Source organism: Streptomyces indicus, from assembly GCF_900100315.1.
GTDB lineage: Bacteria > Actinomycetota > Actinomycetes > Streptomycetales > Streptomycetaceae > Streptomyces > Streptomyces indicus.
On sequence record NZ_FNFF01000006.1, the window covers coordinates 378626 to 404776 of the forward strand.

Below are 26151 nucleotides of genomic sequence, written 5' to 3' on the forward strand. Positions count from 1 at the left end.
TCAGCAGCCGGCCGCCGAGGCGGCGGCCCTCACCACGGGAGACCACGATGAACACGTTCGACACCCCCGCCCCGATCTCCGCCGTCCTCGACATCCCCGCGGGCCGCGTCCAGTTCATCGCCGCCGACCGCACCGACACCACGGTCGAGGTCCGCCCGGCGAACCCCTCCAACAGCCGCGACACCAAGGCCGCCGAGCAGACCACCGTCTCCTTCGAGGACGGCGTCCTGCGCATCGAGGCCGAGCCCGCGCAGAATCGGGTCATCGGCAACTCCGGCTCGGTCGAGGTGACCGTCCAGCTGCCCGCCGGGTCCCGCATCGACGCGAAGGCCGCCAGCTCGGAGCTCCGCGGCGTCGGCCGGCTCGGCGACGTCACCTTCGAGGGCGCCCACGGCACCGTCAAGCTCGACGAGACCGCGGCCGCCCGGATCACCCTCCAGGCCGGCGACGTGACGGTCGGCCGCCTCGGCGGGCCTGCACAGATCAGTACACAGAAGGGTCACATCGAGATCGCGGAAGCGGTCGCCGGCGCCTTCGAACTCCGCACGGAACACGGTGACATCACGCTCACCGCGGCCCAGGGCAGCTCCGCCACGCTCGACGCGGGCACGGGCTACGGACGGATCGACAATGCGCTGAAGAACACCGCCGACACCCCGGACCTGACCGTCCAGGCCACCACCTCGTACGGGAACATCACCGCCCGGAGCCTGTGAGCCACGACCGCCGGGGTGGCGGGGTGGCGGGGGAACACAGCACAGGTTCCCCCGCCACCCCACAATTGACCCATGCCCGAAGGCGACACCGTCCACCAAGCAGCCAAGCGTCTGCACACGGCCCTGGCCGGCAGCGCACTGACCCGCAGCGACCTGCGCGTCCCGAAGTACGCCACGGCCGACCTCACCGGCCGCGAGGTCCTGGACGTCACGCCCCGCGGCAAGCATCTCCTCACGCGCATCGAGGGCGGTCTCACCCTCCACTCCCACCTGCGCATGGACGGTTCGTGGCGGGTCTTCCGAGCCGGTGAACGCTGGAGCGGCGGCGCCGCCCACCAGATCCGCGCAATCCTCGGCAACGAGCACCACACCGCCGTCGGCTACCGCCTGCCCGTCCTCGAGCTCCTGCGCACCGCCGACGAGGACAAGGCCGTCGGCCACCTGGGACCCGACCTGCTCGGCCCCGACTGGGACCCGGACAAGGCGCTGGCCAACCTCCTCGCGGACCCCGCCCGCGAACTCGGCGAGGCCCTGCTCGACCAGCGCAATCTCGCCGGCATCGGCAACATCTACAAGAGCGAGCTGTGCTTCATGGCGTCCGTGACGCCCTGGACCCCCGTGGGAGACCTCCCCGCGGACCTCACACCCCGCCTGGTCGCCGCCGCCCACCGCGTGCTCGACGCCAACCGCGACCGGCCGATGCGCACCACGACCAACCGCCAGGACCAGCGCCTCTACGTCTACGGCCGCGCCCCGCGCCCCTGCCTGCGCTGCGGCACCCCGATCCGCACCGCACAGCAGGGCGACGGCAGCCGCGACCGCCCCACGTACTGGTGCCCGCGCTGCCAGTCGGGCCCGACCCCCTGAGCGCACCTCGTACCACCGCGGCCCGAAGCCAATCCCGTACGACTAATTGACGACCCGTCAGAAACCTCCGTACGGTCCTTCCATGCCCGTCATCCAGGCGTACGACCTCACCGGCCGCACCGCGTTCGTCACGGGAGCCGCCAGCGGAATCGGCCGCGAAAGCGCGCTGCTGCTCGCCCGCGCGGGCGCCGTCGTACACGGCGCCGACCGTGACGCGGACGGCCTGCACGAGACCGCGACGGCCGTCAAAGCCGAGGGCGGCACGGCCCATGTCCACGTCCTCGACGTCACGGACCGCACCCAGGTCAGGGCGGCGATCGTCGAGGCACAGCCCGACATCCTGGCCGCGGTCGCCGGCGTCATGCACAGCAGCCCGGTCCTGGAGACCAGCGACGAGGACCTCGACCGCGTCCTCGCCATCAACTTCAAGGGCATCCTGTACGCCTGCCAGGAGGCCGCCCGCGTGATGATCGCGAACGGCACGAAGGGCAGCATCATCACGATGGCCTCGGGCGCCGTCGACACCGGCGGCCCCGGCCTGCTCTGCTACGGAGCCGCGAAGGCCGCGGTGGTCCAGCTGACCAAGACGCTCGCGACCGAGATCGGCCGGCACGGCATCCGGGTCAACGCCGTCGCCCCCGGCTGGATCCGCACCCCGATGACCCTGCGCCACAACAACAGCGAGGTCCAGGCCCACACCGAGGCCCTGATGTCGAAGATGTCCCCGCTCGGCCGGGTCGGTCTGCCCGAGGAGATCGCCCACGCGGTGCTGCACCTGGCCTCGGACGCGGCCTCGTTCACGACGGGCCAGATCCTCCGCCCGAACGGCGGCGTCGCCATGCCTTGGTGACCCTGCCCCGCCCTTCCCGTACCGCCCCCGCGGCCCTGCGCCAGGCCGCCTCGCGCCGCGCCCTCGCCCTATAGGCGGCCCGCACCCGCCGCGGCCCCACCGCACGCGCCCACGGCACGGTGTGCACCGGCAGCAGACTCAGCCCCCATCCGCCGGCGGCTATGGACGCCTCCACCACGCCGGCCCGGCCCGGGGCGAACACCAGGCGGCCCACCGCCCACCACCACAGCACGCCCCCGGCGACGGCCGCCGCCATGAGCACACCGCGCGGAATCCTCGACACGAACCCAGCGGCCACCGCACCACCTCCCGACCCGGGCGTCCACCTCGACGGTATGCACCGACGATCACCCGCCGGGAGGGCGCATCGGCGCCCCGGACGTGCGCGGGCGCACGCGGAGCCGAAGCCACCGCTCCCTCCGCCCCAGTCTCCGCCGCCCGCCCCCGCCCCGCATCCAGGACCCTGCCGGACCGCCCGCGCCCTGCCGCACGCGCCGCCCGCACCCGTCCCCTACGGACCGCCCGCCTCACTCCCGTACGACCAGCTCCCGCAAGGGATCCCCGCCGTCCACGAACACCCGCCCACCGGGCGCGAGCACCGCGGCGATCCGCTCCAGAGCCCGCCGCCCGGCCTCGGGATACCGCCCGTCCAACGCCCCCACACGTACCGCGAAGACCAGATCGAACGGCCCCTCGCCCTCGGCCGCCTCGAACTCCTCGACGGCCGCCTGCCGCACCCTCAGCCACCCCGCGGCGATCTCCGCGGCACAGGCGGCCTCGGCCTGCGCGACAGCGGTGGCGGACCGGTCGATCGCGAGCACGCTCCCCTTCGCGCCGACCCGCCGGGCCACCTCCCGCGCGGCAGCCCCCGGCCCGCACCCGATCTCGAGCACCCTCATCCCCGCCTCGATCGGCAACGCATCCACGACCGCCGCAAGCCGCGCCGAAAGCCCAGAACCCATGCATCGACGATCCCACGCCGCACCCCCACGCACCCGGACAGCCGGAAACGAGTACCCCCTGGACAAGCAGGAGGCCCCGGACCATCCGGTCCAGGGCCTCCCACCGCCGAGCGGATCCGACTCAGCCGTTCTCCGCCTGGAACATCCAGTGGTGCTTCTCCAGATCCGCGGTGATCCCGATGAAGATGTCCTGGCTGACCGGGTCCGCCTCACCCGTCGCCTCCACCCGCTCGCGCATGCGCGTGATCACGGCGCCGAGCGCGTCCACCAGCGTGCGTACGGCGTCGACGTCCTTGACCCAGCCCTCGGGCACCCCGCTGATGCCACTGGTCTGCGCCACGGTCGCGGCCCGCCCGTCGGGCGAGACGCCGAGGGTCGAGGCGCGCTCGGCCACCGTGTCGGAGTGCAGCCGGGCGGTGTCCACGACCTCGTCGAGCTGCAGATGGACGGAGCGGAAGCGCGGTCCGACCACGTTCCAGTGGATCTGCTTGGCCACGAGCGACAGGTCCACCAGGTCCACCAGCGCACCCTGGAGCGCTTCGGAGACGACCTTGAGATCGGCATCGGACAACGGGCTCTTCACGACGTACATGCGTTTGCTCGCCACCTCTCGGTACGGAAGTCCAGCACCCTCCACCTTGGCACGCGGTAACAAATGAGGGCATTTCGAAGGTCCCGCCTACCCGGGACCAAAGTCCTCACACCACGCGTGCTCACCAGTACCCGGGCGCACGAGTACCCCGGCGCACGCAAAAACCCCGGCCGGTAACCCCGGCCGGGGTTCAGCGACAGCTCGTCAGGCGGCGACCACGTCCACCGCCTCGGCGGGCGCCTTGATGGTGACCCGTTCCGGCGGCACACCGGCCACGGATACGGAACCCAGCATGGGACGCACTCCCGCAGGCACCGGCTCGCGCGCGGTCTCCCCCGCGGCGGCCGACTCGGCCAGCTCGGCGAGGGACAGCTCGTCGCTGACCTCGCGCATGAGCTCGGACATCCGTACGTCCAACGCGTCGCAGATCGCGGACAGCAGCTCGGAGGAAGCCTCCTTCTGCCCCCGCTCCACCTCGGAGAGATAGCCGAGCGAGACTCGGGCGGACGAGGAGACTTCGCGCAGAGTACGGCCCTGGCGCTGGCGCTGCCGACGCAGCACGTCACCCAGCAGGCGACGGAGCAGAATCATCGGTGGCTCCCTCCTCGGACCGCGTAGCCGCATCCTTCACGCCCCACCGTACCGCCTCGCGGGGCGGCCGTGCGGGGAGCGATGTCGTGTTCACTCAGGGCTGCAAACATCAATTCCCCCCGTTCTGTTCCGTATCCTGTGCCCGCGCATTCCCGGTCAGTTCGCTCACGAGCAGTCCGAGCACGCTGCGTACACTCTCCATACGAATTTCCGTACGGTCGCCGTTCAACCTCAGAGCAGCGACTTTCCCATGTTCCGGACCGGTGCGCCCGGTGGGTTCGTCCGGTTCCGTGATCTCTTCGCCCGGTCCGGCGAAGCTCTGTCGCCCGGGCCCGAGGGGCGTCCCGCCGCCCGGTCCGGCGACGGCCACGAACACCGTGCCCACCGGCTGCCCGTCCTGGGGATCGGGTCCGGCGACGCCCGTGGTGGCGATCCCCCAGTCCGCGCCGAGCAGCCGGCGCACCCCGAGGGCCATCTGCCGTGCGACCTCGGGATCGACCGCGCCGCGCTCGGCAAGCAGAGTCCCGTCCACCCCGAGCACCGAGTGCTTGATCTCGGTGGCATACGCGGTGACGGAGCCGCGCAGGACCTTGGAGGCGCCCGGCACGGCCGTGAGCTCTGCCGCGACCATACCGCCGGTCAGCGATTCCGCGACCGCCACCGTTTCATTCCGTGAGACGAGCAGCTGTTGCAGCTCTGCGGCCAGCAAGGCGGCCTCGACCGCCACGGCACGCGCGGCAGCCCCGGACGTCACGACCCGGTCCGCTCCCGCGCCGGCGCCTCGGCCCGCTCCTTGGCGAGGCCTTCGCGCCGCAGCACGATCGCCTGCCGCACGTAGTCGAGTCCGGTCACCACGGTGAGCACGACGGCTATGGCCATCACCCAGAACCGCAGCGTGGCCAGCGGCCCGGTCAGCGCGAGCACGTACATGCCCACGGCCGTGCCCTGCGCGAGCGTCTTCATCTTGCCGCCGCGGCTTGCGGGGATGACCCCGTACCGGATGACGATGAAACGAAGGAGCGTGATGCCGAGTTCCCGGCCGAGGATCACGCCGGTCACCCACCACGGCAGATCGCCGAGCGAGGAGAGGCAGATCAGCGCGGCGCCCATGATCGCCTTGTCGGCGATCGGGTCGGCGATCTTCCCGAAGTCGGTGACGAGGTTGTACGTACGGGCCAGGTGCCCGTCGAACAGGTCCGTGATCATGGCGATCGCGAAGGCCGCCCAGGCCAGCGAGCGCCAGGCGGGGTCGTATCCGCCGTCGGCCAGCATCAGCACGACGAAGCCCGGCACGAGAAGGAGCCGGATCATGGTGAGGATGTTGGCGATGTTCCAGAGGCTGGCCTGATTGACGGCCGCAGCACCCAGCTTGCCGCCGGGCACCGGCTTACCGCCGGCCCCGCCCGCCGCGGATGCCGGGACTCCCGTCATCTGCCCGCCTCCTCAAGACTTTCGACCACCAGGTCGACGCCTTCGGTGCCGACGACCTTCGCTTCGACCATACGACCGACAGTCAAGCCTTGATTCGAGGTGAACACCACCTGTCCGTCGGTCTCCGGGGCCTGGTGCGCACCGCGGCCGGTCGCACCGTCCTCGTCGTCGACGGATTCGACGAGGACGCGCAGGGTCTCCCCCATGCGCTCGTCGGCGCGCTGGTGAGTGAGCTCCTCGGCCAGCTGCGAGATCCGCGCGAGACGCTGGGCGACGACGTCCTCGTCCAGCTTGTTCTCGTACGTGGCGGCCTCGGTGCCCTCCTCGTCGGAGTACCCGAACACACCGATGGCGTCCAGGCGCGCACCGGTGAGGAAACGCTCCAGCTCGTCCACATCGGCCTCGGTCTCGCCGGGGAAGCCGACGATGAAGTTGGACCGGACACCGGCCGTCGGCGCCTTGGAGCGGATCTGGTCGAGCAGCTCAAGGAAGCGGTCGGTGTCGCCGAAGCGGCGCATCGCGCGCAGCACGTTCGGCGCGGAGTGCTGGAAGGAGAGGTCGAAGTACGGGGCGACCTTCTCGGTGGAGGTCAGCACGTCGATCAGGCCGGGGCGCATCTCGGCGGGCTGCAGGTAGCTGACGCGCACCCGCTCGATCCCGTCGACGCCGGCGAGCTCGGGCAGCAGCGACTCCAGGAGCCGGATGTCGCCGAGGTCCTTGCCGTACGAGGTGTTGTTCTCGGAGACCAGCATGATCTCCTTGACGCCCTGCTCGGCCAGCCAGCGCGTCTCGTTCAGGACATCGCTGGGGCGGCGCGAGATGAAGGAGCCGCGGAAGGACGGGATCGCGCAGAACGAGCAGCGGCGGTCGCAGCCCGAGGCCAACTTCACGGAGGCGACGGGGGACGTGCCCATGCGGCGGCGCAGGGGCGCGCGCGGACCGGAGGCCGGAGCGAGCCCGTCCGGCAGGTCCTCGGGGGCCTGGTCGTGCCCGGGCAGGGCGGTGCCCTCGGCGGCGGCTTGGCGCTCGGCGGGAGTGATGGGCAGCAGCTTGCGGCGGTCGCGCGGGGTGTGCGCCTCGACGCTGCCGCCGCTCAGGATGACGTTCAGACGGTTGGAGATGTCCGCGTAGTCGTCGAAGCCGAGCACACCGTCGGCCTCGGGCAGGGCCTCGGCGAGCTCCTTGCCGTACCGCTCGGCCATGCAGCCGACCGCGACGACGGCCTGGGTCTTTCCGTGGTCCTTGAGGTCGTTGGCCTCGAGGAGGGCGTCGACGGAGTCCTTCTTGGCGGCGTCGACGAATCCGCAGGTGTTGACGACGGCGACGTCGGCGTCCGAGGCGTCCTCGACGAGCTCCCAGCCGTCCGCCTCCAAGCGGCCTGCGAGCTCCTCCGAGTCCACCTCGTTACGGGCGCAGCCAAGAGTGACAAGGGCGACGGTACGGCGTTCGGGCATAACGTCCAGAGTATCTGGTTCCTCTGACACCCCTCGCCGCGAGGCCGGGCACCGCTTCCCGTGAGGCCGGGCACCGCTTCCCGCGAGGCCGAAGACCCGCGTCCACACAGCACGACGCCCCGCCGGTTCCGTACCCGGCGGGGCGTCAGAGGCAGGAAGGTCAGCCGACCTCGGGGTCGGCTCCCTTGTCCTCCTTGGTGTAGGAGAGACGCTCGACCTGGCCCTGCTGGAAGTCGTCCTTGACCTCCTTGCCGTTCACGAAGAGCTTTATGGCTCCCGCGTTGCCGAGCACCAGGTCGATGCGCTCGTCGTCGGTGAAGGTCTTGGTCTGGCCCTCTTCGACCAGGCCGTCGAACATCGTCTGGCCGCTGTGGTCCTTGACGGAGATCCAGCTCTTGCCCTCGTCGGCGCTGATCAGGACGGTGACCTTGTCCTTGGGCGCACCGGCGATGGCGCTGTCGGCCGGGTCCGGCTTGGGGTCGGCGGGCTTGGTGGGCGAGGGCTTCGACTCCGGCTTGGTGGCCGGGGGCGTGGCGGTGCCCTCGGCGACGGAGGTCTTGGTGCCCTTGTCGGAGTCGCTGAACATGGTGAAGCCGACGAAGCCGATCACGGCGACGATGGCGGCGACCATGGCCGCGGTCCAGTTGGGCCGGCGCGGCTCGGGCCGGATGCGCTCGGCCTCGAACAGCGGCGCTGCGGGAGTGGGGGCGGGACGGCCGCCGCGCTCCTCGGTGAACTGCGCGAGCAGCGGGGCGGGGTCGACGCCGACGGCCCGCGCGATGGTGCGGATATGCCCTCGTGCGTAGACATCGCCACCGCAGCGCGAGAAGTCGTCCTGTTCGATCGCGTGCACGATCGGAACGCGGACGCGGGTCGCCGCGCTGACCTCGTCGACCGTGAGTCGCGCCTCGATGCGGGCGAGCTGCAGGGCTCGGCCGATCGAGGGACGGTCGTCGTCGTCCGCGAACGAAGGACGGTCGTCTTCTGGGGAGTTGCCGATGGACACGGGGGCGCCTTTCGAGCGTGTAGCCACCTGCTGGACGTTCAGTCTAGGGGGGGTGCGAAAGGGTGGGGCAACCGGGCGGGAGCACTTTGTACGCCATCAGGCTGGCCGGACATTCGCCATGACCGGACATCCTGATGGTGGGACAGGTTGCCTTCCCCCCTTCCAACTTGACGTGGCCGGAAGAGAAACGGTTGCTTCCCGATCCCTTACGGGTGAGCCTCCCCGCGGATCACCGCGAGCACTCCATCCAGTTCGTCCGGCTTGACCAGAACGTCCCGCGCCTTCGAGCCCTCGCTGGGCCCGACGATGTTCCGCGACTCCATCAGGTCCATCAGGCGCCCCGCCTTCGCGAACCCGACCCGGAGCTTGCGCTGGAGCATCGACGTGGACCCGAACTGGGTCGAGACGACCAGCTCGGCCGCCTGGCACAGCAGGTCCAGGTCGTCGCCGATCTCCTCGTCGATCTCCTTCTTCTGCTTGGTGCCCACCGTGACGTCGTCCCGGAAGACCGGCGCCATCTGGTCCTTGCAGTGCTGGACGACCGCGGCGATCTCGGCCTCGGTGACGAAGGCGCCCTGCATACGGGTCGGCTTGTTCGCGCCCATCGGCAGGAAGAGCCCGTCGCCCTTGCCGATCAGCTTCTCGGCGCCCGGCTGGTCGAGGATGACGCGGCTGTCGGCGAGCGAGGAGGTGGCGAACGCGAGCCGCGAGGGCACGTTGGCCTTGATCAGACCGGTGACGACGTCCACCGAGGGCCGCTGGGTGGCGAGCACCAGGTGGATGCCGGCGGCGCGGGCCAGCTGGGTGATACGCACGATCGCGTCCTCGACGTCGCGCGGCGCGACCATCATCAGGTCCGCGAGCTCGTCGACGATCACCAGGAGGTACGGGTACGGCTGGAGCTCCCGCTCGCTGCCGAGCGGCGGGGTGACCTTCCCGTTCCGTACGGCCTCGTTGAAGTCGTCGATGTGCCGGAAGCCGTACGCCGCGAGGTCGTCGTAGCGCAGGTCCATCTCGCGCACGACCCACTGCAGCGCCTCGGCGGCCCGCTTCGGGTTGGTGATGATCGGCGTGATCAGGTGCGGGATGCCCTCGTACGCGGTGAGCTCCACGCGCTTGGGGTCGACGAGCACCATCCGGACGTCCTCGGGGGTCGCCCGCATCATGATCGAGGTGATCAGGCAGTTGATGCAGGAGGACTTGCCGGAGCCGGTGGCGCCGGCGACGAGGACGTGCGGCATCTTGGCGATGTTCGCCATGACGTAGCCGCCCTCGACGTCCTTGCCGAGCGCGACCAGCATCGGATGGTCGTCCTCGGCGGCGTCCGCGAGGCGCAGCACGTCGCCGACGTTCACCATCTCGCGGTCGGTGTTCGGGATCTCGATACCGACCGCGGACTTGCCGGGGATCGGGCTGATGATCCGGACGTCCGGCGAGGCCACGGCGTACGCGATGTTCTTGGCCAGGGCGGTGATCTTCTCGACCTTCACGGCCGGGCCGAGCTCCACCTCGTAGCGCGTGACCGTCGGGCCGCGCGTGAAGCCGGTGACTTCGGCGTCGACCTTGAACTCGGTGAAGACGTTGGAGAGCGAGGCCACCACGGCGTCGTTCGCGGCGCTGCGCGACTTGCCGGGGCCGCCGCGCTCCAGGAGGTCGAGCGAGGGCAGCGCGTACGTGATGTCGCCGGAGAGCTGGAGCTGCTCGGCGCGCGGCGGCAGATCGCGGGGCTCTTCGCGGGCGGGCTTGGTGAGGTCGGGCACGGAGATTCCCGTGCTCTTCTCCCCGGCCGGAGCCTGAGCCGGGGCAGCGGCCGGAGCCGGGTCCGGAGTCCGGCCCGTGCCCTGGATCCGCGCGCCCGGCAGCGGCGTCGGCGTGGGCTCGGGGCGCTCCACGGTGACGCCCTGGGTGAGGTCGGCGACGATCGGCGAGGGCGGCATGCCGTGCAGGACGGCGCCGTCGAGGGCGGCGGCCGCGGCGGCCGCCACGTCGATCGCGTCGAGCGAGGGCTCCATCTCGGGCTGCACGGTGGTGCGGCGCGGCCGGCGGCGCTTGGTGAGCGCCTCCTCCTCGGCCTTGTCCGGGTCGTACGACTCGGGGGCGGGCGCCTGCCTGCGGCGGCCGCGGGACGCGGGCACGGCCTCGCGCCACTGCTCGTCGTAGCGCGCGTCGTCCTCGGTGCCCTCGGCGAACTCGGCGGCGACGGGGTCGGGCTGGATGATGCCGAGCTTCTGGCCGAGCAGCCTGAGCCGCTGCGGGATCGCGTTCACCGGTGTCGCGGTGACCACCAGGAGTCCGAACACCGTGAGCAGCACGAGCATCGGTACGGCGAGCACCTCGCCCATGGTGAAGATCAGCGGCCGGGACGCACCCCAGCCGATGAGCCCTCCGGCGTCCCTTATGGCCTCGGTGCCCTCACCGCGCCCGGGCGCCCCGCACGCGATGTGCACCTGTCCGAGCACGCCGATGACGAGGGCCGAAAGCCCGATGACGATACGGCCGTTGGCCTCGGGCTGCTCGGGGTGGCGGATGAGCCGTACGGCCATGCCGCCGAGCAGCAGCGGCACCAGCAGGTCGAGCCGGCCGAACGCACCGGTGACCAGGAGCTCGACCAGATCGCCCACGGGACCGCGGAGTTGGGACCACGTACCGGCCGCGACGATCAGCGCGAGGCCGAGCAGCAGCAGCGCGAGCCCGTCCTTGCGGTGGGCCGGGTCGAGTCCCTTGGCGCCACGCCCTATGCCGCGGAAGGTCGCCCCCACCGCGTGCGCGAGGCCGAGCCAGACGGCGCGGGCGAGCTTGTAGACGCCACCGGTCGGGTTCGGCGCGGGCTTCGGGGCCGGCTTGGCCGCCGCCTTCTTGGCGGGTGCCTTCTTGGCCGGCGCCTTGGATGCTGCGGCCTTCTTCGCCGGAGCCTTCTTGGGCGCGGCCGCCTTCTTGGCGGGCGGCTTCTTGGCTGCGGAGGGACGTGAGGCCATGGGGGTGAGGTTACCGGTGCGGACCCCTGCGGACACGTGTGCCCACTGCTTCACCCGTTCGTGTCGGCGCAGAAAGGCGCGGAACTGACGCCGGCTCAACTGTGCAGGTACGGAGGCATACGGGTGCCGGGTGACGGGACGTGCGGAAGGGAGGCGTCGCTCAGTTCTGCGAGGGCACCGAAGGCGTGCCCGGTCCCGCGCCCGGCTCCAGGGCGTCAAGTGCCCGGCGGAGTCCGGTCAGTTTGCGCTCCAGGTGGGCCGCCGTGGCCACCGCCGCGGCGTCCGCCGACTCGTCGTCGAGCTGCTTGGACAGGGCCTCGGCCTGCTCCTCGACGGCCGCGAGACGGGCCGACAGCTCGGCCAGCAGTCCCGCGGGCTCGCCCTTGTCGCCGACGGGCGTCTTGCCGCCGCCTTCGAGCTGGAGCCGCAGCAGGGCGGCCTGCTCGCGCAGTTGGCAGTTCTTCATGTACAGCTCGACGAACACCGACACCTTGGCGCGCAGGACCCACGGGTCGAACGGCTTGGAGATGTAGTCCACCGCGCCCGCCGCGTAACCGCGGAAGGTGTGGTGCGGACCGTGGTTGATCGCCGTGAGGAAGATGATCGGGATGTCCCGGGTCCGTTCCCGGCGCTTGATGTGCGCCGCGGTTTCGAAACCGTCCATTCCAGGCATCTGGACGTCCAGCAGAATGACCGCGAAATCGTCCGTGAGCAGTGCTTTGAGCGCTTCCTCCCCGGACGATGCCCGCACCAGGGTCTGATCGAGCGCAGAGAGGATGGCCTCGAGCGCCAGCAGATTCTCCGGCCGGTCATCGACCAGGAGGATCTTGGCCTTCTGCACCATGACCCCTCCTCCTCGCCCCGGCTTGGGGCCTCCCCTGCTCAGTGAGCTCGGGGAAGCACCGGTCGCCGCCCCAGGGGACGACTCCGTCACGCCGCCCGTCCTTGTGCCGGTCATGGTAGCCGCACCCCGCCTGTCGCCACACCCTGTCACCGCGATGTCACTGTGCACGTAGCAGAAACGCAGCGGGAGACCAGAAGGTTCCCCGAATCCCGCACTTCTACACGGCTTCGGACACGTTCCGTCAGCACGTCGCGCCCGCCACATCCGCCCGTTCCGGGCGGTTTCCGTGCGCGGCCGGTCAAGCCGGACACCGCGACCGGTCAAGGCAGACACCTCTGCCGGTCAAGCCGGACACCGCGCACGGACAGACACCGCCCTCTTCCGGTCAGTCCTCGCCCATCCAGCTCTCCATCACCGAAAGCAGGTGGTCGGGGTCGACCGGCTTCGTGACGTAGTCCGATGCGCCGGACTCGATCGCCTTCTCGCGGTCGCCCTTCATCGCCTTCGCGGTGAGCGCGATGATCGGCAGCCCCGCGAACTGCGGCATCCGCCGGATCGCCGTGGTCGTCGCGTACCCGTCCATCTCCGGCATCATGATGTCCATCAGAACGAGCGTCACATCGTCGTGCTGCTCCAGGACTTCGATGCCCTCGCGGCCGTTCTCCGCGTACAGGACCGCGAGACCGTGCTGTTCGAGCACGCTGGTCAGCGCGAACACATTGCGGATGTCGTCGTCGACGATCAGCACCTTCTCGCCGCCGAAGCGGTAGCTGGGCCGCGGCTGCGGCGCCGGCTGCTCCTCGCCCGCCCACTGCTCCTGGCCGCTCTGCCCCGCGGTCTGGCCGGGCAGCGCGGGCCGCGGCTCGGCGGCCTGCACCGAGCGGCGCCTGCGCCGGAACAGCGTGCCCTGGGTCGCGGCCGGCTCCGGATCGCTCAGCTCGGCCTTGCCGTTGTCGCTCGTGGTGAAGGGCTCGTCCACCGGCGCGGGAGGCAGCGCCTGGAGACCCGTCTGGCTCTCCGGCTCGATGGCGGTGGCGAGTTGGGCGTATTCCTGCGGCGGCAGCTCGTTGGGGTGCAGCGGCAGGTACAGCGTGAACGTGGACCCGCGGCCCGGTTCGCTCGCCGCATGGATCTCGCCGCCGAGCAGCCGCGCGATGAGCCGGCTGATCGACAGACCGAGGCCCGTGCCGCCGTACTTGCGGCTGGTGGTGCCGTCGGCCTGCTTGAAGGCCTCGAAGATGACCCGCATCTTGCTGCCCGGGATACCGATACCGGTGTCCGTGACCGAGAACGCGATCATGTCCGCGTCCGGGCTGCGCAGCGTGCCCATCTCCAGGAGCTGGGTGCGGATCTCGTCCGGGACCTCGGCGCCCGCGGGCCGGATGACCAGCTCGACGGCGCCGGAGTCGGTGAACTTCACCGCGTTCGACAGGAGATTGCGCAGCACCTGGAGCAGGCGCTGCTCGTCCGTGTGCAGGGTCGCGGGCAGCTCCGGAGAGACCCGTACGGAGAAGTCGAGGCCCTTCTCCGCGGTGAGCGGCCGGAACGTCGCCTCGACGTAGTCCACGAGCTGCACGAGCGCGATCCGCGTCGGCGAGACGTCCATCTTGCCCGCCTCGACCTTGGAGAGGTCGAGGATGTCGTTGATCAGCTGGAGCAGGTCGGAGCCGGCGCCGTGGATCGTTTCCGCGAACTCGACCTGCTTCGGGGAGAGGTTGCCCTCCGCGTTGTCGGCGAGCAGCTTGGCGAGGATCAGGAGCGAGTTGAGCGGGGTGCGCAGCTCGTGCGACATGTTCGCGAGGAACTCGCTCTTGTAGCGCATCGAGACGGCGAGCTGCTCGGCGCGCTCCTCGAGGACCTGGCGGGCCTCTTCGATCTCGGTGTTCTTGACCTCGATGTCGCGGTTCTGCTGGGCGAGCAGCTCGGCCTTCTCCTCCAGCTCGGCGTTGGAGGCCTGGAGCGCCTTCTGCCGGTTCTCCAACTCCTCGGAGCGGTCGCGCAGTTGCTCGGTCAGCTCCTGCGACTGCTTCAGCAGGACCTCCGTCTTGGTGTTCACGGAGATGGTGTTGACGCTGGTCGCGATCATCTCGGCGATCTGGCTGAGGAAGTCCCGCTGGATCTGCGTGAACGGCTGGAAGGACGCCAGCTCGATCACACCGAGGACCTGCCCCTCGAAGAGCACCGGGAGCACGATCACCTGCGCCGGCGGCGCGTCCCCGAGCCCGGAGGCGATCTTGAGGTAGCCGGAGGGCGCGTTCTCGACGAGGATCGTGCGCTTCTCCTTCGCCGCCGTGCCGATCAGGGTCTCGCCCGGCTTGAAGGAAGTGGGCATCGAGCCCATCGAGTAGCCGTAACTGCCCATCATGCGCAGCTCGTACGCGTCCTCATCCGCGCCCGCGCCCAGCTCGTCCGTGGGCGTGGCCAGGAAGAACGCGCCGTGCTGGGCCGAGACCACCGGGGTCAGCTCGCTCATGATGAGGCCGGCCACGTCCGCGAGGTCGCGGCGGCCCTGCATCAGACCCGAGATGCGGGCCAGGTTGCCCTTGAGCCAGTCCTGTTCCTTGTTGGCGATGGTGGTGTCGCGCAGGTTGGCGATCATCGTGTTGATGTTGTCCTGCAGGACCTGGATCTCACCGGCCGCGTCCACGTCGATCTTCAGGTTGAGGTCACCGCGGGTCACCGCGGTGGCGACCGCGGCGATCGCGCGCACCTGCCGGGTCAGGTTCCCGGCCATCTCGTTCACCGATTCGGTGAGGTCGCGCCAGGTGCCGTCCACGTCGCGCACGCGCGCCTGGCCGCCCAACTGGCCTTCCGTGCCCACCTCGCGGGCGACTCGGGTGACCTCCTCGGCGAAGGAGGAGAGCCGGTCGACCATGGTGTTGATGGTGGTCTTGAGCTCCAGGATCTCGCCGCGCGCCTCGATGTCGATCTTCTTGGTGAGATCGCCCTTGGCGATGGCCGTCGTGACCATCGCGATGTTGCGCACCTGGCCGGTCAGGTTGGAGGCCATCTGGTTCACGGACTCGGTGAGGTCCTTCCACGTGCCGGCGACGCCGGGTACGCGGGCCTGGCCGCCCAGGATGCCGTCGGTGCCCACCTCGCGCGCCACCTTGGTGACCTGGTCCGCGAACGAACTCAGCGTCCGCACCATGGTGTTGAAGGTGTCGGCGAGCTGCGCGACCTCGCCGCGCGCCTCGATCGTCACCGTACGGGTCAGGTCACCGTTGGCGACCGCCATCGCGACCTGCGAGATGTTGCGCACCTGGCTGGTCAGGTTGGAGGCCATCAGGTTCACGTTGTCGCTGAGGTCCTTCCAGATGCCGGTGACTCCCGGCACCCGGGCCTGACCGCCCAGCTGGCCCTCCGTGCCCACCTCGCGGGCCACCCGCGTGACCTGCTCGGCGAAGTTGGAGAGCTGGTCGACCATGGTGTTGACGGTGGTGACGAGTTCGAGGATCTCGCCCTTCGCGTCGACGGTGATCTTCTTCGACAGGTCGCCCATGGCGACCGCGGTCGTGACCTCGGCGATGTTGCGCACCTGCGACGTCAGGTTGTTCGCCATGAAGTTCACGGACTGCGTGAGGTCCTTCCAGGTGCCTGCCACACCCTGGACCTCGGCCTGTCCGCCGAGGATGCCCTCGGTGCCCACCTCGCGGGCCACCCGCGTGACCTGCTCGGCGAACGAGGAGAGCTGGTCCACCATCGTGTTGAGGGTGTTCTTCAGCTCCAGGATCTCGCCGCGCGCGTCCACCGTGATCTTCTGCGACAGGTCACCGCGGGCCACCGCGGTCGCGACCTGCGCGATGTTGCGGACCTGGGCGGTGAGGTTGCCGGCCATGCCGTTCACGGAGTCGGTCAGATCGCGCCACACACCGGCGACGCCGGGCACCTGCGCCTGACCGCCGAGCCGGCCCTCCGTACCCACGTCGCGGGCCACGCGCGTCACCTGGTCGGCGAAGGCGGAGAGCTGGTCGACCATCGTGTTGATGGTGTTCTTGAGCTCCAGGATCTCGCCGCGCGCGTCGACCTCGATCTTCTGCGAGAGGTCGCCGCGGGCCACGGCCGTGGTGACCTGGGCGATCTGCCGCACCTGTGAAGTCAGGTTCCCCGCCATGAAGTTGACGGAGTCGGTGAGGTCCTTCCACGTACCGGAGACGCCATCGACCCGTGCCTGACCGCCGAGCCGGCCCTCCGTACCCACGTCCCTGGCCATACGGGTCACCTGGTCGGCGAAGCTCGAGAGCTGGTCCACCATCGTGTTCACGGTGTTCTTCAGCTGGAGCATCTCGCCGGAGACGTCGACCGTGACCTTCTGCGACAGGTCTCCGTTCGCCACCGCCGTCGTGACCTGGGCGATGTTGCGCACCTGGCCGGTGAGGTTGCGGAAGGCGGTGTTCACCGAGTCGGTGAGGTCCTTCCACGTACCGGCCGCGCCCGGCACCTCGGCCTGGCCGCCGAGCTCGCCCTCGACACCGATCTCCCGTGCCACGCGCGTGACTTCGGAGCCGAAGGCCGAGAGCTGGTCCACCATCGTGTTCACGGTGTTCTTGAGTTCCAGCATCTCGCCGGCCACGTCGACCGTGACCTTCTGCGAGAGATCACCGCTGGCAACCGCGGTCGTCACGGTCGCGATGTCGCGTACCTGGGTCGTGAGGTTGCGGAAGACTGTGTTCACCGAGTCGGTGAGGTCCTTCCACGTGCCCGCCGCGCCCGGCACCAGTGCCTGCCCGCCGAGCTGCCCGTCGAAGCCGACCTCGCGCGCCACGCGTGTGACCTCGTCCGCGAACGTGCGGAGCGTCTCGGTCATCTGGTTGATGGTCTCGGCGAGTTGGGCCACCTCGCCGCGCGCGCTCACCGTGACCTTGCGGGACAGGTCACCGTTCGCGACGGCCGTGGTGACCTCGGCGATCCCGCGCACCTGCGCGGTGAGGTTGCCGGCCATCAGGTTCACCGAGTCGGTGAGGTCCTTCCACACGCCGGCCACACCCGGCACCTGCGCCTGGCCACCGAGCTCGCCCTCCGTACCCACCTCGCGGGCCACGCGCGTGACCTCGGAGGAGAAGGAGGAGAGCTGGTCGACCATGGTGTTCACGGTCTCTTTGAGCTCGAGCATCTCGCCCGCGACATGCACCGTCACCTTGCGTGACAGATCGCCCTTGGCGACCGCGGTGGTGACGAGAGCAATGTCACGCACCTGCGCGGTGAGCCGGTACGCCATGGTATTGACGGAATCCGTGAGATCTTTCCATGAACCGGACATTCCGCGCACCCGGGCCTGCCCGCCGAGCTTGCCCTCCGTACCGACCTCGCTGGCCACGCGCGTGACCTCGTCGGTGAACCGCGAGAGCTGGTCGACCAGGTTGTTGACCGTACGGCCGACCTTCAGGAACTCGCCGCGCAGCGGATGCACCGAGCCGTCGGGCCCGGGCGCGCGCAGTTCCATGCGCTGCTCCAGGTCGCCCTCGGCGACCGCGGAGAGCACCCGGCCGACCTCGGAGACCGGCCGCACGAGATCGTCGACGAGGGCGTTGGACGCGTCGATCGCCGCCGCCCACGACCCCTCGTAGGCGCCGCTCTCCAGACGCTCCGTGAGCTTGCCCTCACGGCCGACCATGCGCCGCACCCGCGAGAGCTCGCCGGTCAGGTGCAGATTGCGGTCCGCGACATCGTTGTAGAGCGCCGCGATCTCGCCCATCACGCCGTCGTTCGTGACCGTGAGGCGCTTGCGGAAGTTGCCGTCCCGCATCGCGCCGAGCGCGGCGACGAGCTTGTTCAGGGCCGCGGCGTCGACCTCGACGGTCCCGTTGCCGCGGCCGCCACGGGACTGTGCGCCTTTCGCGCGCGGGGCCTTGCCTCGCGCAGCTGTACCGGACTCCACCGTGTCCCTCCCGCAGGGGTCGACCACTCGCTCGGTTGCTCGTCGTGCTGTGCCGGACACTCCGGTCACCCGGACCGGCCTTCCGGCCGTCGCCTAGAGCCTGCCCAGTGTTTCACCCTGCCCGAACCAGGCCATAACACTTCGGCAGCTTCGTACACCGCCGAAAGACATCGTCGGCACCCTCCGGGCGGAAACACGGCAACCGGCATCCGCATGAACCGCGAAGGTAAGTAATCTGGCATCCGGCTGTCCAACCACCCCGGTCCGCCCGGCCTGGGCGGTGGTCACACGAAACTACGGGCTGACGCGCTTCCGGAGGGGCGGCCGCACGATGGGCAGGGGAAACGTGTACGTCGACGGATCCGACACCGATACGCGGACAGGGAGTGCTGTGATCACCGCGCGAGCGGCCGCCACCTTCGAGCCCGTCGGGCGCTCCGTGGCCAGTGCCCGCGCCTTCGTCCGCGACACCCTGCAGGGCTGGGGCCACACCGACATCATCGACGACGCGGTGGTCCTGACCAGCGAGCTCGTCACCAATGCCGTGGTGCACGCCGGCACCACCGCAGACGTGCTGTGCCTGCGCAGTGAAGATGCTGTACGGATCGAGGTCGCCGACCGTTATCCGGAGCGGGAGATCCCGCTTCAGCAGTCTTTGCGCACTTTGGGCAGTCCGGACCGCGAGGGCGGCCGCGGCCTCCAGCTGTGCGCGGCGCTCGCCAGCCGCTGGGGCGTCGAGTACACGCCCACGCACAAGCAGGTGTGGTTCCGGCTCGACCTGCCCGAGCGCCCGGTCGGCACCCGCACCGCGGGCCCCGCGCTTCCGGTGGAGCTGCTCCCGGTCGCCGACCCGCGCGTCCACGTCGCCGTCGTCCAGCTCGACAGCGCGGGCGCGATCACGGCCTGGAGCGACGACGCGGAGAGCCTGTTCGGCTACGAGGCGCAGAAGGTGCTCGGCCGCCCGCTCACCGACTTCGCGGCCTGGCCGCACACCCCGGGCACCGGCACCGGCATCGCCGAGGCGCTCCAACTCTCGCGCTGGGAAGGCAGTTACGGCATCCGCGGCTCCGACGGCCGCGTGATCCCCGTCTATGCCTCGCATCTGCGCGTACGGGACTCGGAAGGCGATCCGTCCACGGTCTGTCTGCTCGTACGGGACCAGGAGCGCGCCGTCCTGCAGACCCCGCACCGCGGCCCGGCCCCGGACGCGGCCTCGCTGCCGGAGACGGCGAACACGGCCGACCCCTTCGACTCGTTCATCGGCTCCCCCGCGCCCGACGACCTCGACGGCCTCCTTCAGCGCACGGTCGAGCGCGCCCGCGACATGCTCGACGGCGACGCGGCCTTCCTGCTGCTCGCCACCGACGACGAGACCGAGCTGGAAGTCCGCGCCTCGACCGGACTGCCCTCCGCCCGCCAGCGGTTCGCCCGCGTCCCGGTCGAGGCCGGCACGGGACGCTACGGATCGGCCCGCATGCCCGCCGTCCATGAGGACCTCACGGTCGTCCCGGGCGCCGCTCCCCTGCTGAACGGCACGGGGATGCGCTCGGTCGTCACCGTCCCGCTGAAGGTCGAGGGCCGGCTCACCGGCTCGCTCGGCGTCGCGGCAGAAGCGCCGGGCCGTTATACGAACGAGGAGGCCCTGCGCCTCCAGTTCGCCGCCGACCGCATCGCGCTCAACGTGGAATCCGCGCGCCTCGGCGAGCTGGAGCGCCTGCGCCGCGGCTCGTTGAGCTTCCTCGTCGAGGCCTCCGACCTGCTCGCCGGCACCCTCGACCGCGACCAGACCCTGGCCCTCATGGCCCAAATGACGGTCCCCACCCTCGCCACCTGGTGCGCGGTCTACACGATCGCCGACCAGTCCTCGGAGCCGTATCTCTCCTACGTCCTGCACGAGGACGAGGACCGGATCGACGGCCTCAAGGCCCTGCTCCAGCGCATCGATCCGCCGGACCCGGTCCCGACCCCGGGCGCCCGCGTGTGGAACGCGCCGTCGGAAGCGGCCCACCGCGCCGCCCTGCGCACCTCGATGCGCAGCCTCGGCCTCGGCGAGCCCACCCGCCTCGCGGCCGGCATCGGCACGACGCTGGCGACGGCCTCCGCGGTCGGCGGCGAAACGGTCGTCCTGCCCCTGGTCGCCCGCAACCGCGTCATCGGCATGCTCACGCTCGGCAAGCCCTCGGAGGAGCACTTCCGCCAGGAGATCCTCGAACTCGCCGAGGACCTCTCGCGCCGAGCGGCACTCGCGCTGGACAACGCGCGGCTGTACTCGGAGCGCATGGCCATCAGCCAGTCCCTCCAGCGCAGCCTGCTCCCGCCCGGCCTCCCGCAGATCCCGGGCGTCGAGGTCGAGGTGATCTACCGCGCGGCCGGCGAGGGCAATGAGGTGGGCGGCGACTTCTACGATCTCTTCCCGATCCGCGACGGCGCGTACGGCTTCGCGATCGGCGACGTCTGCGGCACGGGCCCGGAGGCCGCCGCGGTCACCGGCCTCGCCCGGCACGCGCTCAGACTCCTGGCCCGCGAGGGCTTCGGCGGCCCGGCGGTCCTGGAGCGGCTCAATGCGGCCATCCTCGACGAGGGCGCCCGAAGCCGCTTCCTGACCCTGCTCTACGGGGAGTTGTGGCCGCAGGAGGACGGCTCGGCGGTGCTCAAGCTGGTCTGCGCCGGCCACCCGCTCCCGCTGCGCCTGCGCCAGGACGGCACGGTCGAACCGTTCGCGGAGCCGCAGCCGCTGCTCGGTGTGATGGACGACCTGGAGCTGTACGAGCAGACGATGACGCTCGAGCCCGGTGACGTACTCCTCTGCGTCACGGACGGGGTCACCGAGCGCCGCGAGGGCACCCGGATGCTCGGCGACGACGGCCTGATGGACGTCCTCACCACGTGCACCGGCCTCACCGCGGGCGCGGTCGCCTCGCGGGTGATGCGGGCAGTGGAGCGCTTCGCGACCGACGCGCCCTCCGACGACATGGCGATCCTGGCGATGCGGGTGCCGGAGCCGCACACGGACTGAAGTCTGCGGGCCGGTACCGGTACCGGCCCGCAGACCCCGTACACGCAAAGAACCCCGTACACGCGAAAGACCCCGCCCGAACCCGGGCGGGGTCTTTGCTGTCCTGAGCCCCCATGCGGAATCGAACCGCAGACCTTCTCCTTACCATGGAGACGCTCTACCGACTGAGCTATAGGGGCCTGTTGGCCTGCAAGGTTTCCCTCGCGGCAACGAGAAGAATCATACCCCGGATCACGGTCTGGTCAGAACCATCCGTTCCTCTGGACCGCCTCCCGCGCCACTGCCACCATGCGCCCATGTCGAGCCGAGGCAACCCCTCCTTACGCGCCGCGGTCACCGCCGCGCTCCTGACGCTCACGTCGGTGCTCGCCGGCTGCGGATCCGGATCCGACGAAAAGGGCGGCACTCCCCCGAAGAAGTCCCCGAAGTCCAGCGCCCCCGGGGTCGAGCCGGCCCCCGGCGACCACACCGTCACGGTCAAGTGGAAGGGCAAGGACCGCAGCTACGCCGTGCACGCCCCGCCCTCGTACGAGAAGGGCGCCAAGCTGCCGCTGGTGATCGTGATGCACCCCTACCCGAGCACCGGCACCCACGTCGCCAAGCTGAGCGACATGTCGACGAAGGCCGACAAGGAGAACTTCCTCGTCGTGTACCCCGAGGGCGTCAACGGCGGGATGAACGCGCTGGTCTGCTGCGGCGGCGAGGACGACGTCGGCTTCATCCGTACAGTGACGAAGAGCCTTGTCGACACCTGGGGCGCCGACCCGCAGCGGACTTACGCCACCGGCATCTCCAACGGCGGCGACATGTCCTTCAAGCTGGCCGTCGAGCTCTCGGACACCTTCGCCGCCATCGCCCCCGTCAGCGGCGGCTACAGCGGCCGCATCACCGACCCGGACTCGTACGTACCGAAGTCCCCTGTCTCGGTGATCACCTTCATCGGTGCCGAGGACAAGTGGTACCCGACCTTCAACGCGGGCCTCACCATCTGGCAGGAGCGCCTGAAGTGCAAGGAGCAGCCGCCCGCGAAGCTGCCGCAGAAGATCACCCGCACCACGGCGGGCTGCGGTGACGGCTCCGAGGTGGTGGCGTACCGGATGCCGGAGATGGGGCACGCCTGGCCGCAGGGCAAGTCCGACATGGCCGAGCGCGAGGCAGCGGTGAACGCCACGGACCTGATCTGGGAGTTCTTCAAGTCCCACCCGAAGAAGACGACTTGACGACCTGTCGCCTTACGGAGCTCTGCGGGCGCCCTACGGTTTGGCGGGCTCAGTAGGCGACCGTCAGGTGCCGGGTGCCCGAGGGCTCCTCGAGCTCGTCGAGCACCGCGACGGCCAGGTCCTCGGCGCTGATGTGCGAACGCCCGTCCGGTGCGACGAGCAGCGTGTCACCGCCCCGCCGGTACGTGCCGGTGCGCTCGCCGGGTGCGAGCAGCGCGGGCGGGCTGAGGTAGGTCCAGTCGGTGCTGAAGTGGCCGGTGCAAGCCAGCAGTTGATCCGTGCTGGCCTGCGCGATGGCCCGGTACTGGGCAGGCACGTACACCGGGTCGTCGAGCACGAGGCCGCGGGACGGGTCCGGGCTGCGCAGCGGCCCCGCACCGCCCACGATCAGGAGCGGCGTCCCGACGGCTACGTCGAGGAGCTTGGCGGTGAGGGGCGCGAGCACCGACTCGGCTCCGGGCGACGGCCGTACGGCGAGCACCGCGGCATCGGCGGACGAGACCACCGGCCGCAGCGTCTCGGGCTCCCCGGCATCCGCGCCCACCCACTCCGCACCGGCGGGCAGTTCCTCGGGCGCACTGCGCGACACCGCGGTGACGACGTGACCCCGCCGTACGGCTTCGGCGGTGACCCGGCTGCCGACCATCCCGGTGGCACCGATGACTGCGATCTTCATCTGTCTGTTCCCTTCTTCAGCGGGTGATGTCCCTGGACCGGCGTCAGCTCTGCCGGGCCGGCCGGCGTCCAGGACCGGGCTCCCGGGCCGTACGGCGTCCCGGGCTGAGCTGACCGGCGACCAGCGCGCCCAACGCGAGCACCAGGCCCACGAGCTGCACCGCGGTGAAGGACTCGTCGAGCACGAAGGCTCCGATGACGGCGGCCACCAACGGCGACAGCAGGATGAGCAGCGCGGTCGCGGTGACCGGCAGCCGGCCGATGCCGCGCAGCCAGAGGGTGTGGGCGATGAAGCCGCCGACCGTCCCGAGCCACAGGTAGCCGAGCACCGCCGAGCCGTCGATCTGCGGCGGCGCACCCTCGAACAGGAGGGTGAGCGGCAGGAGGAAGAGTCCGCCTGCGGTGAGCTGCCAGCCGGTCATCGCCATGGGCCCGACCCCTTCAGGCGCCCGCCAGTGCTTGGTGAGGACCACACCGAGCGCCATGGACGCCGTACCGAGCAACCCGGCGGCGACCCCGGCGAGCCCGAGCCCGGCGGCCGGACCGAGCACGACCATCCCGACGCCGGCGGCACCCGCGACGGCCCATCCGATACGCCAGAAGCTGGGCCGCTCCCGCATCACCCCGACCGCGAGACCGGCCACGATCAACGGCTGCACCGCGCCGAGCGTGGCCGCGACGCCGCCGGGCAGCAGCTCGGCCGTCAGGAACAGGAGCGGATAGAAGGCCCCGATGTTCAGCACGCCGAGCACCGCGGCCTTCCACCACCACGCGCCGCTGGGCAGCACGCGCGTGAGCAGCACAAGCAGCAGCCCACCGGGCAGTGACCTCAACAGGGCGGCGAACAGGGGGTGATCGGCGGGCAGGAACTCGGTCGTCACCGCGTAGGTCGTGCCCCACGCCATGGGCGCGAGCGCGGTGGCGAGGATCAGGGCGAAGGTGCCGGCCGCCGCCGCGGTACGCGCCGCGGACGCCGCCGGCTCCACCGGCGAAGGACTCATCACTGTGGTCATACGGAGAGTCTCGGCCCGCACCCATCGATCGGTCCAACACATGGTTTTCATCGCACCGATCGCGCAACACGATAGATCTACGGCACGATGGAACCCATGGAGCTCAGACAACTCCGCTACGCACTCGCCGTGGCCGAGACCCGCAACTTCACCCGCGCCGCCCGCCAGTGCTTCGTCGCCCAGTCGGCACTCAGTCACCAGATCGGCTCCCTGGAAAAGGAGTTGGGCGTCCAGCTCTTCGCCCGCACCAGCCGCCGCGTGGAACTGACCCCGGCGGGCGAGGCTTTCCTCGTACGGGCCCGGCAGTGCGTCGAGGCCGCCGAGCTCGCCGTGGCGGAGGCCGCCGCAGCGGTGGGCGAGGTCCGCGGCCGCCTCAAGGTGGGCATCATCCCGACCGTCACAGCCGTCGACATCCCCACCGTCCTTCAGCACTACCGGGAGCAGCACCCACAGGTCGGCGTCAGCCTGCACATGGGGGCGAGCGACGCCATGAGCGCCCAGGTGGCGGCCGGCGAGCTCGACGTGGCCTTCCTCGGCCTGCCCGACAGCCGCGAACCGCAGGGCGTGGAAGCCCGCGAACTCACCCGCGAGAAACTCGTCGCGGTGGTCTCCCCCGACCACCCGCTGGCGGACCAGAAGAAGGTCACGCTCCGCCGCCTCGCCGACTCCCCGTTCGCCGACTTCCCCGTCGGCTCACAGGGCCGCGCCCAGAGCGATCTGGCCTTCGAAGCCGCGGAGTTGGAGCGCGAGGTCGCCTACGAGCTGATGTCCGCGGAACTGATGCTCCGCATCGTCAGCCGCGGCCTGGCCGTCGCCCTGCTCCCCGCACCCCTCGCCCGCGCCCACCCCGGCGTCCGCGTCCTGTCGGTGATCGACGGCCCGCGGCGCGTGGAGTACGTGGCCTGGAGCAGGTTCAACCCGTCGCCCGCGACCCGCGCGTTCCTGGCCGCCCTGCCCTGAGCGCCCTTCAAAAGGCGGGCACCAGCAGACCGCCCAGCGCATTGCACGCGGACACGACCCGCTGAAGATCCCGCCGCCCGAGCCCGCCGATGTGCAGCGCCAACGTCTCGTCGGCGGCCCGCTCGGTGGCCGGCAACTGAAGGTCGCGCCGGTACTCGGGCAGCCGGTGCACCGGCGTCTTCACCGGCACGGAACACCGAACTCCCTTGGCCCGTACGGCGCGAGCGAAGGCATCCCGGTCGGGCCGCCCGTTCCCGGGCACGCGCACCACGTACTGCTCATACGTGTGCCCCTCGCTGTCCACCGGAGTGTCCACACCCCTGAGCCGGGCGGTCAGATACGCGGCCTGCGCCCGCCGCTCCTCAACTTCCCCGCGCTCGACGGCTGCACCCTCACGGTCGGGCTCCTGCAACACCAACAGCCCCTTGCCGACGCCGACTTCACGCACCCGGTCCAGCCCCGCAGCGCCCCCGAACCGCCGCACGGCGACGATGGCCGCGGTGTGCGGCCCTATGGCGGCGGTGACGGCATCACCGTCCAGGCAGTACGTGTCGGGGTCGATGTCCGCGAACACCGGCAGCGCTCCGACGGACACCACGGCTTCGGCGAGCTCGACGTTTCCGTAGGCCGGCACGACCACCTCGTCACCGAGCCCGATCCCTGCGGCCTTGAGCAGTGCACTTGTCCCCATGCCGCGGATGCTCCCGGGGCAACGTGAACGGCAAGTGACACAAAACAAAAAGACGCTGGCCCCCGAGCCGAAACTCGGGGACCAGCGTCTTCTTATCAAATTTAGTTCGGCGGCGTCCTACTCTCCCACAGGGTCCCCCCTGCAGTACCATCGGCGCTGTGAGGCTTAGCTTCCGGGTTCGGAATGTAACCGGGCGTTTCCCTCACGCTATGACCACCGAAACACTATGAAACTGACAACCGCACCACCCGTGACCTGGGCGGGGTTGTTCGTGGTTTCAGAACCAACACAGTGGACGCGAGCAACTGAGGACAAGCCCTCGGCCTATTAGTACCGGTCAGCTCCACCCCTTACAGGGCTTCCACATCCGGCCTATCAACCCAGTCGTCTACTGGGAGCCTTAACCCCTC

At 70.4% G+C, this 26151-nt stretch carries 19 protein-coding genes, 1 tRNA gene and 2 rRNA genes; 6 read left to right on the top strand and 16 right to left on the bottom strand.

Translation table 11 applies throughout. The annotated features are described in order from the left end of the window. The first annotated feature begins 47 nt into the window (after nucleotides 1-47). The 3 genes from BLT97_RS18315 to BLT97_RS18325 all read left to right on the top strand — a co-directional run bounded on the left by BLT97_RS18315 (nucleotide 48) and on the right by BLT97_RS18325 (nucleotide 2433). The gene (locus tag BLT97_RS18315) at nucleotides 48-716 is read left to right on the top strand and encodes a DUF4097 family beta strand repeat-containing protein (protein ID WP_093611458.1); all 669 of its coding nucleotides are present in this window, start codon (nucleotides 48-50) and stop codon (nucleotides 714-716) included. 72 nt (nucleotides 717-788) lie between these two features. Next, a complete protein-coding gene (locus BLT97_RS18320; RefSeq protein WP_093611460.1) occupies nucleotides 789-1583 on the top strand; it encodes an Fpg/Nei family DNA glycosylase in 795 nt (264 codons plus the stop codon). Nucleotides 1584-1665: 82 nt separating this feature from the next. Beyond that, nucleotides 1666-2433 (top strand): SDR family NAD(P)-dependent oxidoreductase, encoded by a 768-nt coding sequence (locus BLT97_RS18325; protein WP_093611462.1) that lies wholly within the window; start codon nucleotides 1666-1668, stop codon nucleotides 2431-2433. Between the two features lie 527 nt (nucleotides 2434-2960). Here the strand turns inward: BLT97_RS18325 and BLT97_RS18335 are convergent. The 10 genes from BLT97_RS18335 to BLT97_RS18380 form a co-directional block, all read right to left on the bottom strand. Further along, a complete protein-coding gene (locus BLT97_RS18335) occupies nucleotides 2961-3395 on the bottom strand; it encodes an SAM-dependent methyltransferase (protein WP_093611464.1) in 435 nt (144 codons plus the stop codon). Between the two features lie 121 nt (nucleotides 3396-3516). Continuing rightward, nucleotides 3517-3987, bottom strand: a complete 471-nt coding sequence (locus BLT97_RS18340) for a Dps family protein (protein ID WP_093611466.1) — start codon at nucleotides 3985-3987, stop codon at nucleotides 3517-3519. Between the two features lie 204 nt (nucleotides 3988-4191). Beyond that, on the bottom strand, nucleotides 4192-4578 hold the full coding sequence (locus BLT97_RS18345) for a helix-turn-helix domain-containing protein (RefSeq protein ID WP_093611468.1): 387 nt from the start codon (nucleotides 4576-4578) through the stop codon (nucleotides 4192-4194). A gap of 109 nt (nucleotides 4579-4687) precedes the next feature. Further along, nucleotides 4688-5305, bottom strand: a complete 618-nt coding sequence (locus tag BLT97_RS18350; RefSeq protein WP_245769394.1) for a CinA family protein — start codon at nucleotides 5303-5305, stop codon at nucleotides 4688-4690. A gap of 23 nt (nucleotides 5306-5328) precedes the next feature. Beyond that, nucleotides 5329-6009 carry a CDP-diacylglycerol--glycerol-3-phosphate 3-phosphatidyltransferase gene (gene pgsA, locus BLT97_RS18355; protein ID WP_093611470.1) on the bottom strand — a complete coding sequence of 227 codons (681 nt, stop codon included), beginning with the start codon at nucleotides 6007-6009 and terminating at the stop codon, nucleotides 5329-5331. Then, entirely contained in the window at nucleotides 6006-7463 is a 1458-nt protein-coding gene (rimO, locus tag BLT97_RS18360; RefSeq protein ID WP_093611472.1) for a 30S ribosomal protein S12 methylthiotransferase RimO, read from the bottom strand. The genes pgsA and rimO overlap by 4 nt, the downstream gene beginning before the upstream one ends. A 160-nt stretch (nucleotides 7464-7623) precedes the next feature. After that, nucleotides 7624-8469 carry a helix-turn-helix domain-containing protein gene (locus BLT97_RS18365; RefSeq protein ID WP_093611474.1) on the bottom strand — a complete coding sequence of 282 codons (846 nt, stop codon included), beginning with the start codon at nucleotides 8467-8469 and terminating at the stop codon, nucleotides 7624-7626. Nucleotides 8470-8675: 206 nt separating this feature from the next. Continuing rightward, nucleotides 8676-11444, bottom strand: a complete 2769-nt coding sequence (locus tag BLT97_RS18370; RefSeq protein WP_093611476.1) for a DNA translocase FtsK — start codon at nucleotides 11442-11444, stop codon at nucleotides 8676-8678. Nucleotides 11445-11604: 160 nt separating this feature from the next. Next, a complete protein-coding gene (locus BLT97_RS18375) occupies nucleotides 11605-12288 on the bottom strand; it encodes a response regulator (RefSeq protein ID WP_093611478.1) in 684 nt (227 codons plus the stop codon). Nucleotides 12289-12673: 385 nt separating this feature from the next. Then, nucleotides 12674-18166: a HAMP domain-containing protein gene (locus BLT97_RS18380; RefSeq protein ID WP_176953812.1), complete on the bottom strand. Its 5493-nt coding sequence runs from the start codon at nucleotides 18164-18166 to the stop codon at nucleotides 12674-12676. Nucleotides 18167-18557: 391 nt separating this feature from the next. On the opposite strand from BLT97_RS18380, the gene BLT97_RS18385 reads away from it, so the two are divergent. Beyond that, nucleotides 18558-21182 carry a SpoIIE family protein phosphatase gene (locus BLT97_RS18385; protein ID WP_093611480.1) on the top strand — a complete coding sequence of 875 codons (2625 nt, stop codon included), beginning with the start codon at nucleotides 18558-18560 and terminating at the stop codon, nucleotides 21180-21182. Nucleotides 21183-21288: 106 nt separating this feature from the next. On the opposite strand, the gene BLT97_RS18390 is transcribed toward BLT97_RS18385, so the two are convergent. Continuing rightward, nucleotides 21289-21361, bottom strand: a tRNA-Thr gene (locus tag BLT97_RS18390). Nucleotides 21362-21478: 117 nt separating this feature from the next. Between BLT97_RS18390 and BLT97_RS18395 the strand changes: the two genes are divergently transcribed. Continuing rightward, the gene (locus BLT97_RS18395) at nucleotides 21479-22402 is read left to right on the top strand and encodes a CE1 family esterase (RefSeq protein ID WP_093611482.1); all 924 of its coding nucleotides are present in this window, start codon (nucleotides 21479-21481) and stop codon (nucleotides 22400-22402) included. A 49-nt stretch (nucleotides 22403-22451) separates the two neighbouring features. On the opposite strand, the gene BLT97_RS18400 is transcribed toward BLT97_RS18395, so the two are convergent. Next, nucleotides 22452-23078: an NAD(P)-dependent oxidoreductase gene (locus tag BLT97_RS18400; protein ID WP_093611484.1), complete on the bottom strand. Its 627-nt coding sequence runs from the start codon at nucleotides 23076-23078 to the stop codon at nucleotides 22452-22454. A gap of 43 nt (nucleotides 23079-23121) precedes the next feature. Then, a complete protein-coding gene (locus BLT97_RS18405; RefSeq protein WP_281251135.1) occupies nucleotides 23122-24090 on the bottom strand; it encodes an EamA family transporter in 969 nt (322 codons plus the stop codon). Nucleotides 24091-24186: 96 nt separating this feature from the next. Here BLT97_RS18405 and BLT97_RS18410 point away from each other — a divergent pair, with 96 nt between their 5' ends. After that, nucleotides 24187-25050 carry a LysR family transcriptional regulator gene (locus tag BLT97_RS18410; RefSeq protein ID WP_093611486.1) on the top strand — a complete coding sequence of 288 codons (864 nt, stop codon included), beginning with the start codon at nucleotides 24187-24189 and terminating at the stop codon, nucleotides 25048-25050. 7 nt (nucleotides 25051-25057) lie between these two features. Here the strand turns inward: BLT97_RS18410 and BLT97_RS18415 are convergent, their stop codons facing one another. The 3 genes from BLT97_RS18415 to BLT97_RS18425 all read right to left on the bottom strand — a co-directional run. Beyond that, complete coding sequence (locus BLT97_RS18415; RefSeq protein WP_093611488.1) at nucleotides 25058-25741, bottom strand: DegT/DnrJ/EryC1/StrS family aminotransferase; 684 nt, start codon at nucleotides 25739-25741, stop codon at nucleotides 25058-25060. Between the two features lie 104 nt (nucleotides 25742-25845). Beyond that, nucleotides 25846-25962, bottom strand: a 5S ribosomal RNA gene (rrf, locus tag BLT97_RS18420). A gap of 86 nt (nucleotides 25963-26048) precedes the next feature. Next, nucleotides 26049-26151: ribosomal RNA gene (locus tag BLT97_RS18425) — 23S ribosomal RNA — on the bottom strand; the annotation flags it as partial.

Coding starts and splice junctions, on each gene's coding strand:
- BLT97_RS18375 (WP_093611478.1), bottom strand. CDS start 12,288: ATGGTGCAGAAGGCCAAGATCCTCCTGGTCGATGACCGGCCGGAGAAT.
- BLT97_RS18400 (WP_093611484.1), bottom strand. CDS start 23,078: ATGAAGATCGCAGTCATCGGTGCCACCGGGATGGTCGGCAGCCGGGTC.
- BLT97_RS18410 (WP_093611486.1), top strand. CDS start 24,187: ATGGAGCTCAGACAACTCCGCTACGCACTCGCCGTGGCCGAGACCCGC.
- BLT97_RS18340 (WP_093611466.1), bottom strand. CDS start 3,987: ATGTACGTCGTGAAGAGCCCGTTGTCCGATGCCGATCTCAAGGTCGTC.
- BLT97_RS18395 (WP_093611482.1), top strand. CDS start 21,479: ATGTCGAGCCGAGGCAACCCCTCCTTACGCGCCGCGGTCACCGCCGCG.
- BLT97_RS18335 (WP_093611464.1), bottom strand. CDS start 3,395: ATGGGTTCTGGGCTTTCGGCGCGGCTTGCGGCGGTCGTGGATGCGTTG.
- pgsA (WP_093611470.1), bottom strand. CDS start 6,009: ATGACGGGAGTCCCGGCATCCGCGGCGGGCGGGGCCGGCGGTAAGCCG.
- BLT97_RS18320 (WP_093611460.1), top strand. CDS start 789: ATGCCCGAAGGCGACACCGTCCACCAAGCAGCCAAGCGTCTGCACACG.
- rimO (WP_093611472.1), bottom strand. CDS start 7,463: ATGCCCGAACGCCGTACCGTCGCCCTTGTCACTCTTGGCTGCGCCCGT.
- BLT97_RS18315 (WP_093611458.1), top strand. CDS start 48: ATGAACACGTTCGACACCCCCGCCCCGATCTCCGCCGTCCTCGACATC.
- BLT97_RS18405 (WP_281251135.1), bottom strand. CDS start 24,090: ATGACCACAGTGATGAGTCCTTCGCCGGTGGAGCCGGCGGCGTCCGCG.
- BLT97_RS18370 (WP_093611476.1), bottom strand. CDS start 11,444: ATGGCCTCACGTCCCTCCGCAGCCAAGAAGCCGCCCGCCAAGAAGGCG.
- BLT97_RS18325 (WP_093611462.1), top strand. CDS start 1,666: ATGCCCGTCATCCAGGCGTACGACCTCACCGGCCGCACCGCGTTCGTC.
- BLT97_RS18415 (WP_093611488.1), bottom strand. CDS start 25,741: ATGGGGACAAGTGCACTGCTCAAGGCCGCAGGGATCGGGCTCGGTGAC.
- BLT97_RS18345 (WP_093611468.1), bottom strand. CDS start 4,578: ATGATTCTGCTCCGTCGCCTGCTGGGTGACGTGCTGCGTCGGCAGCGC.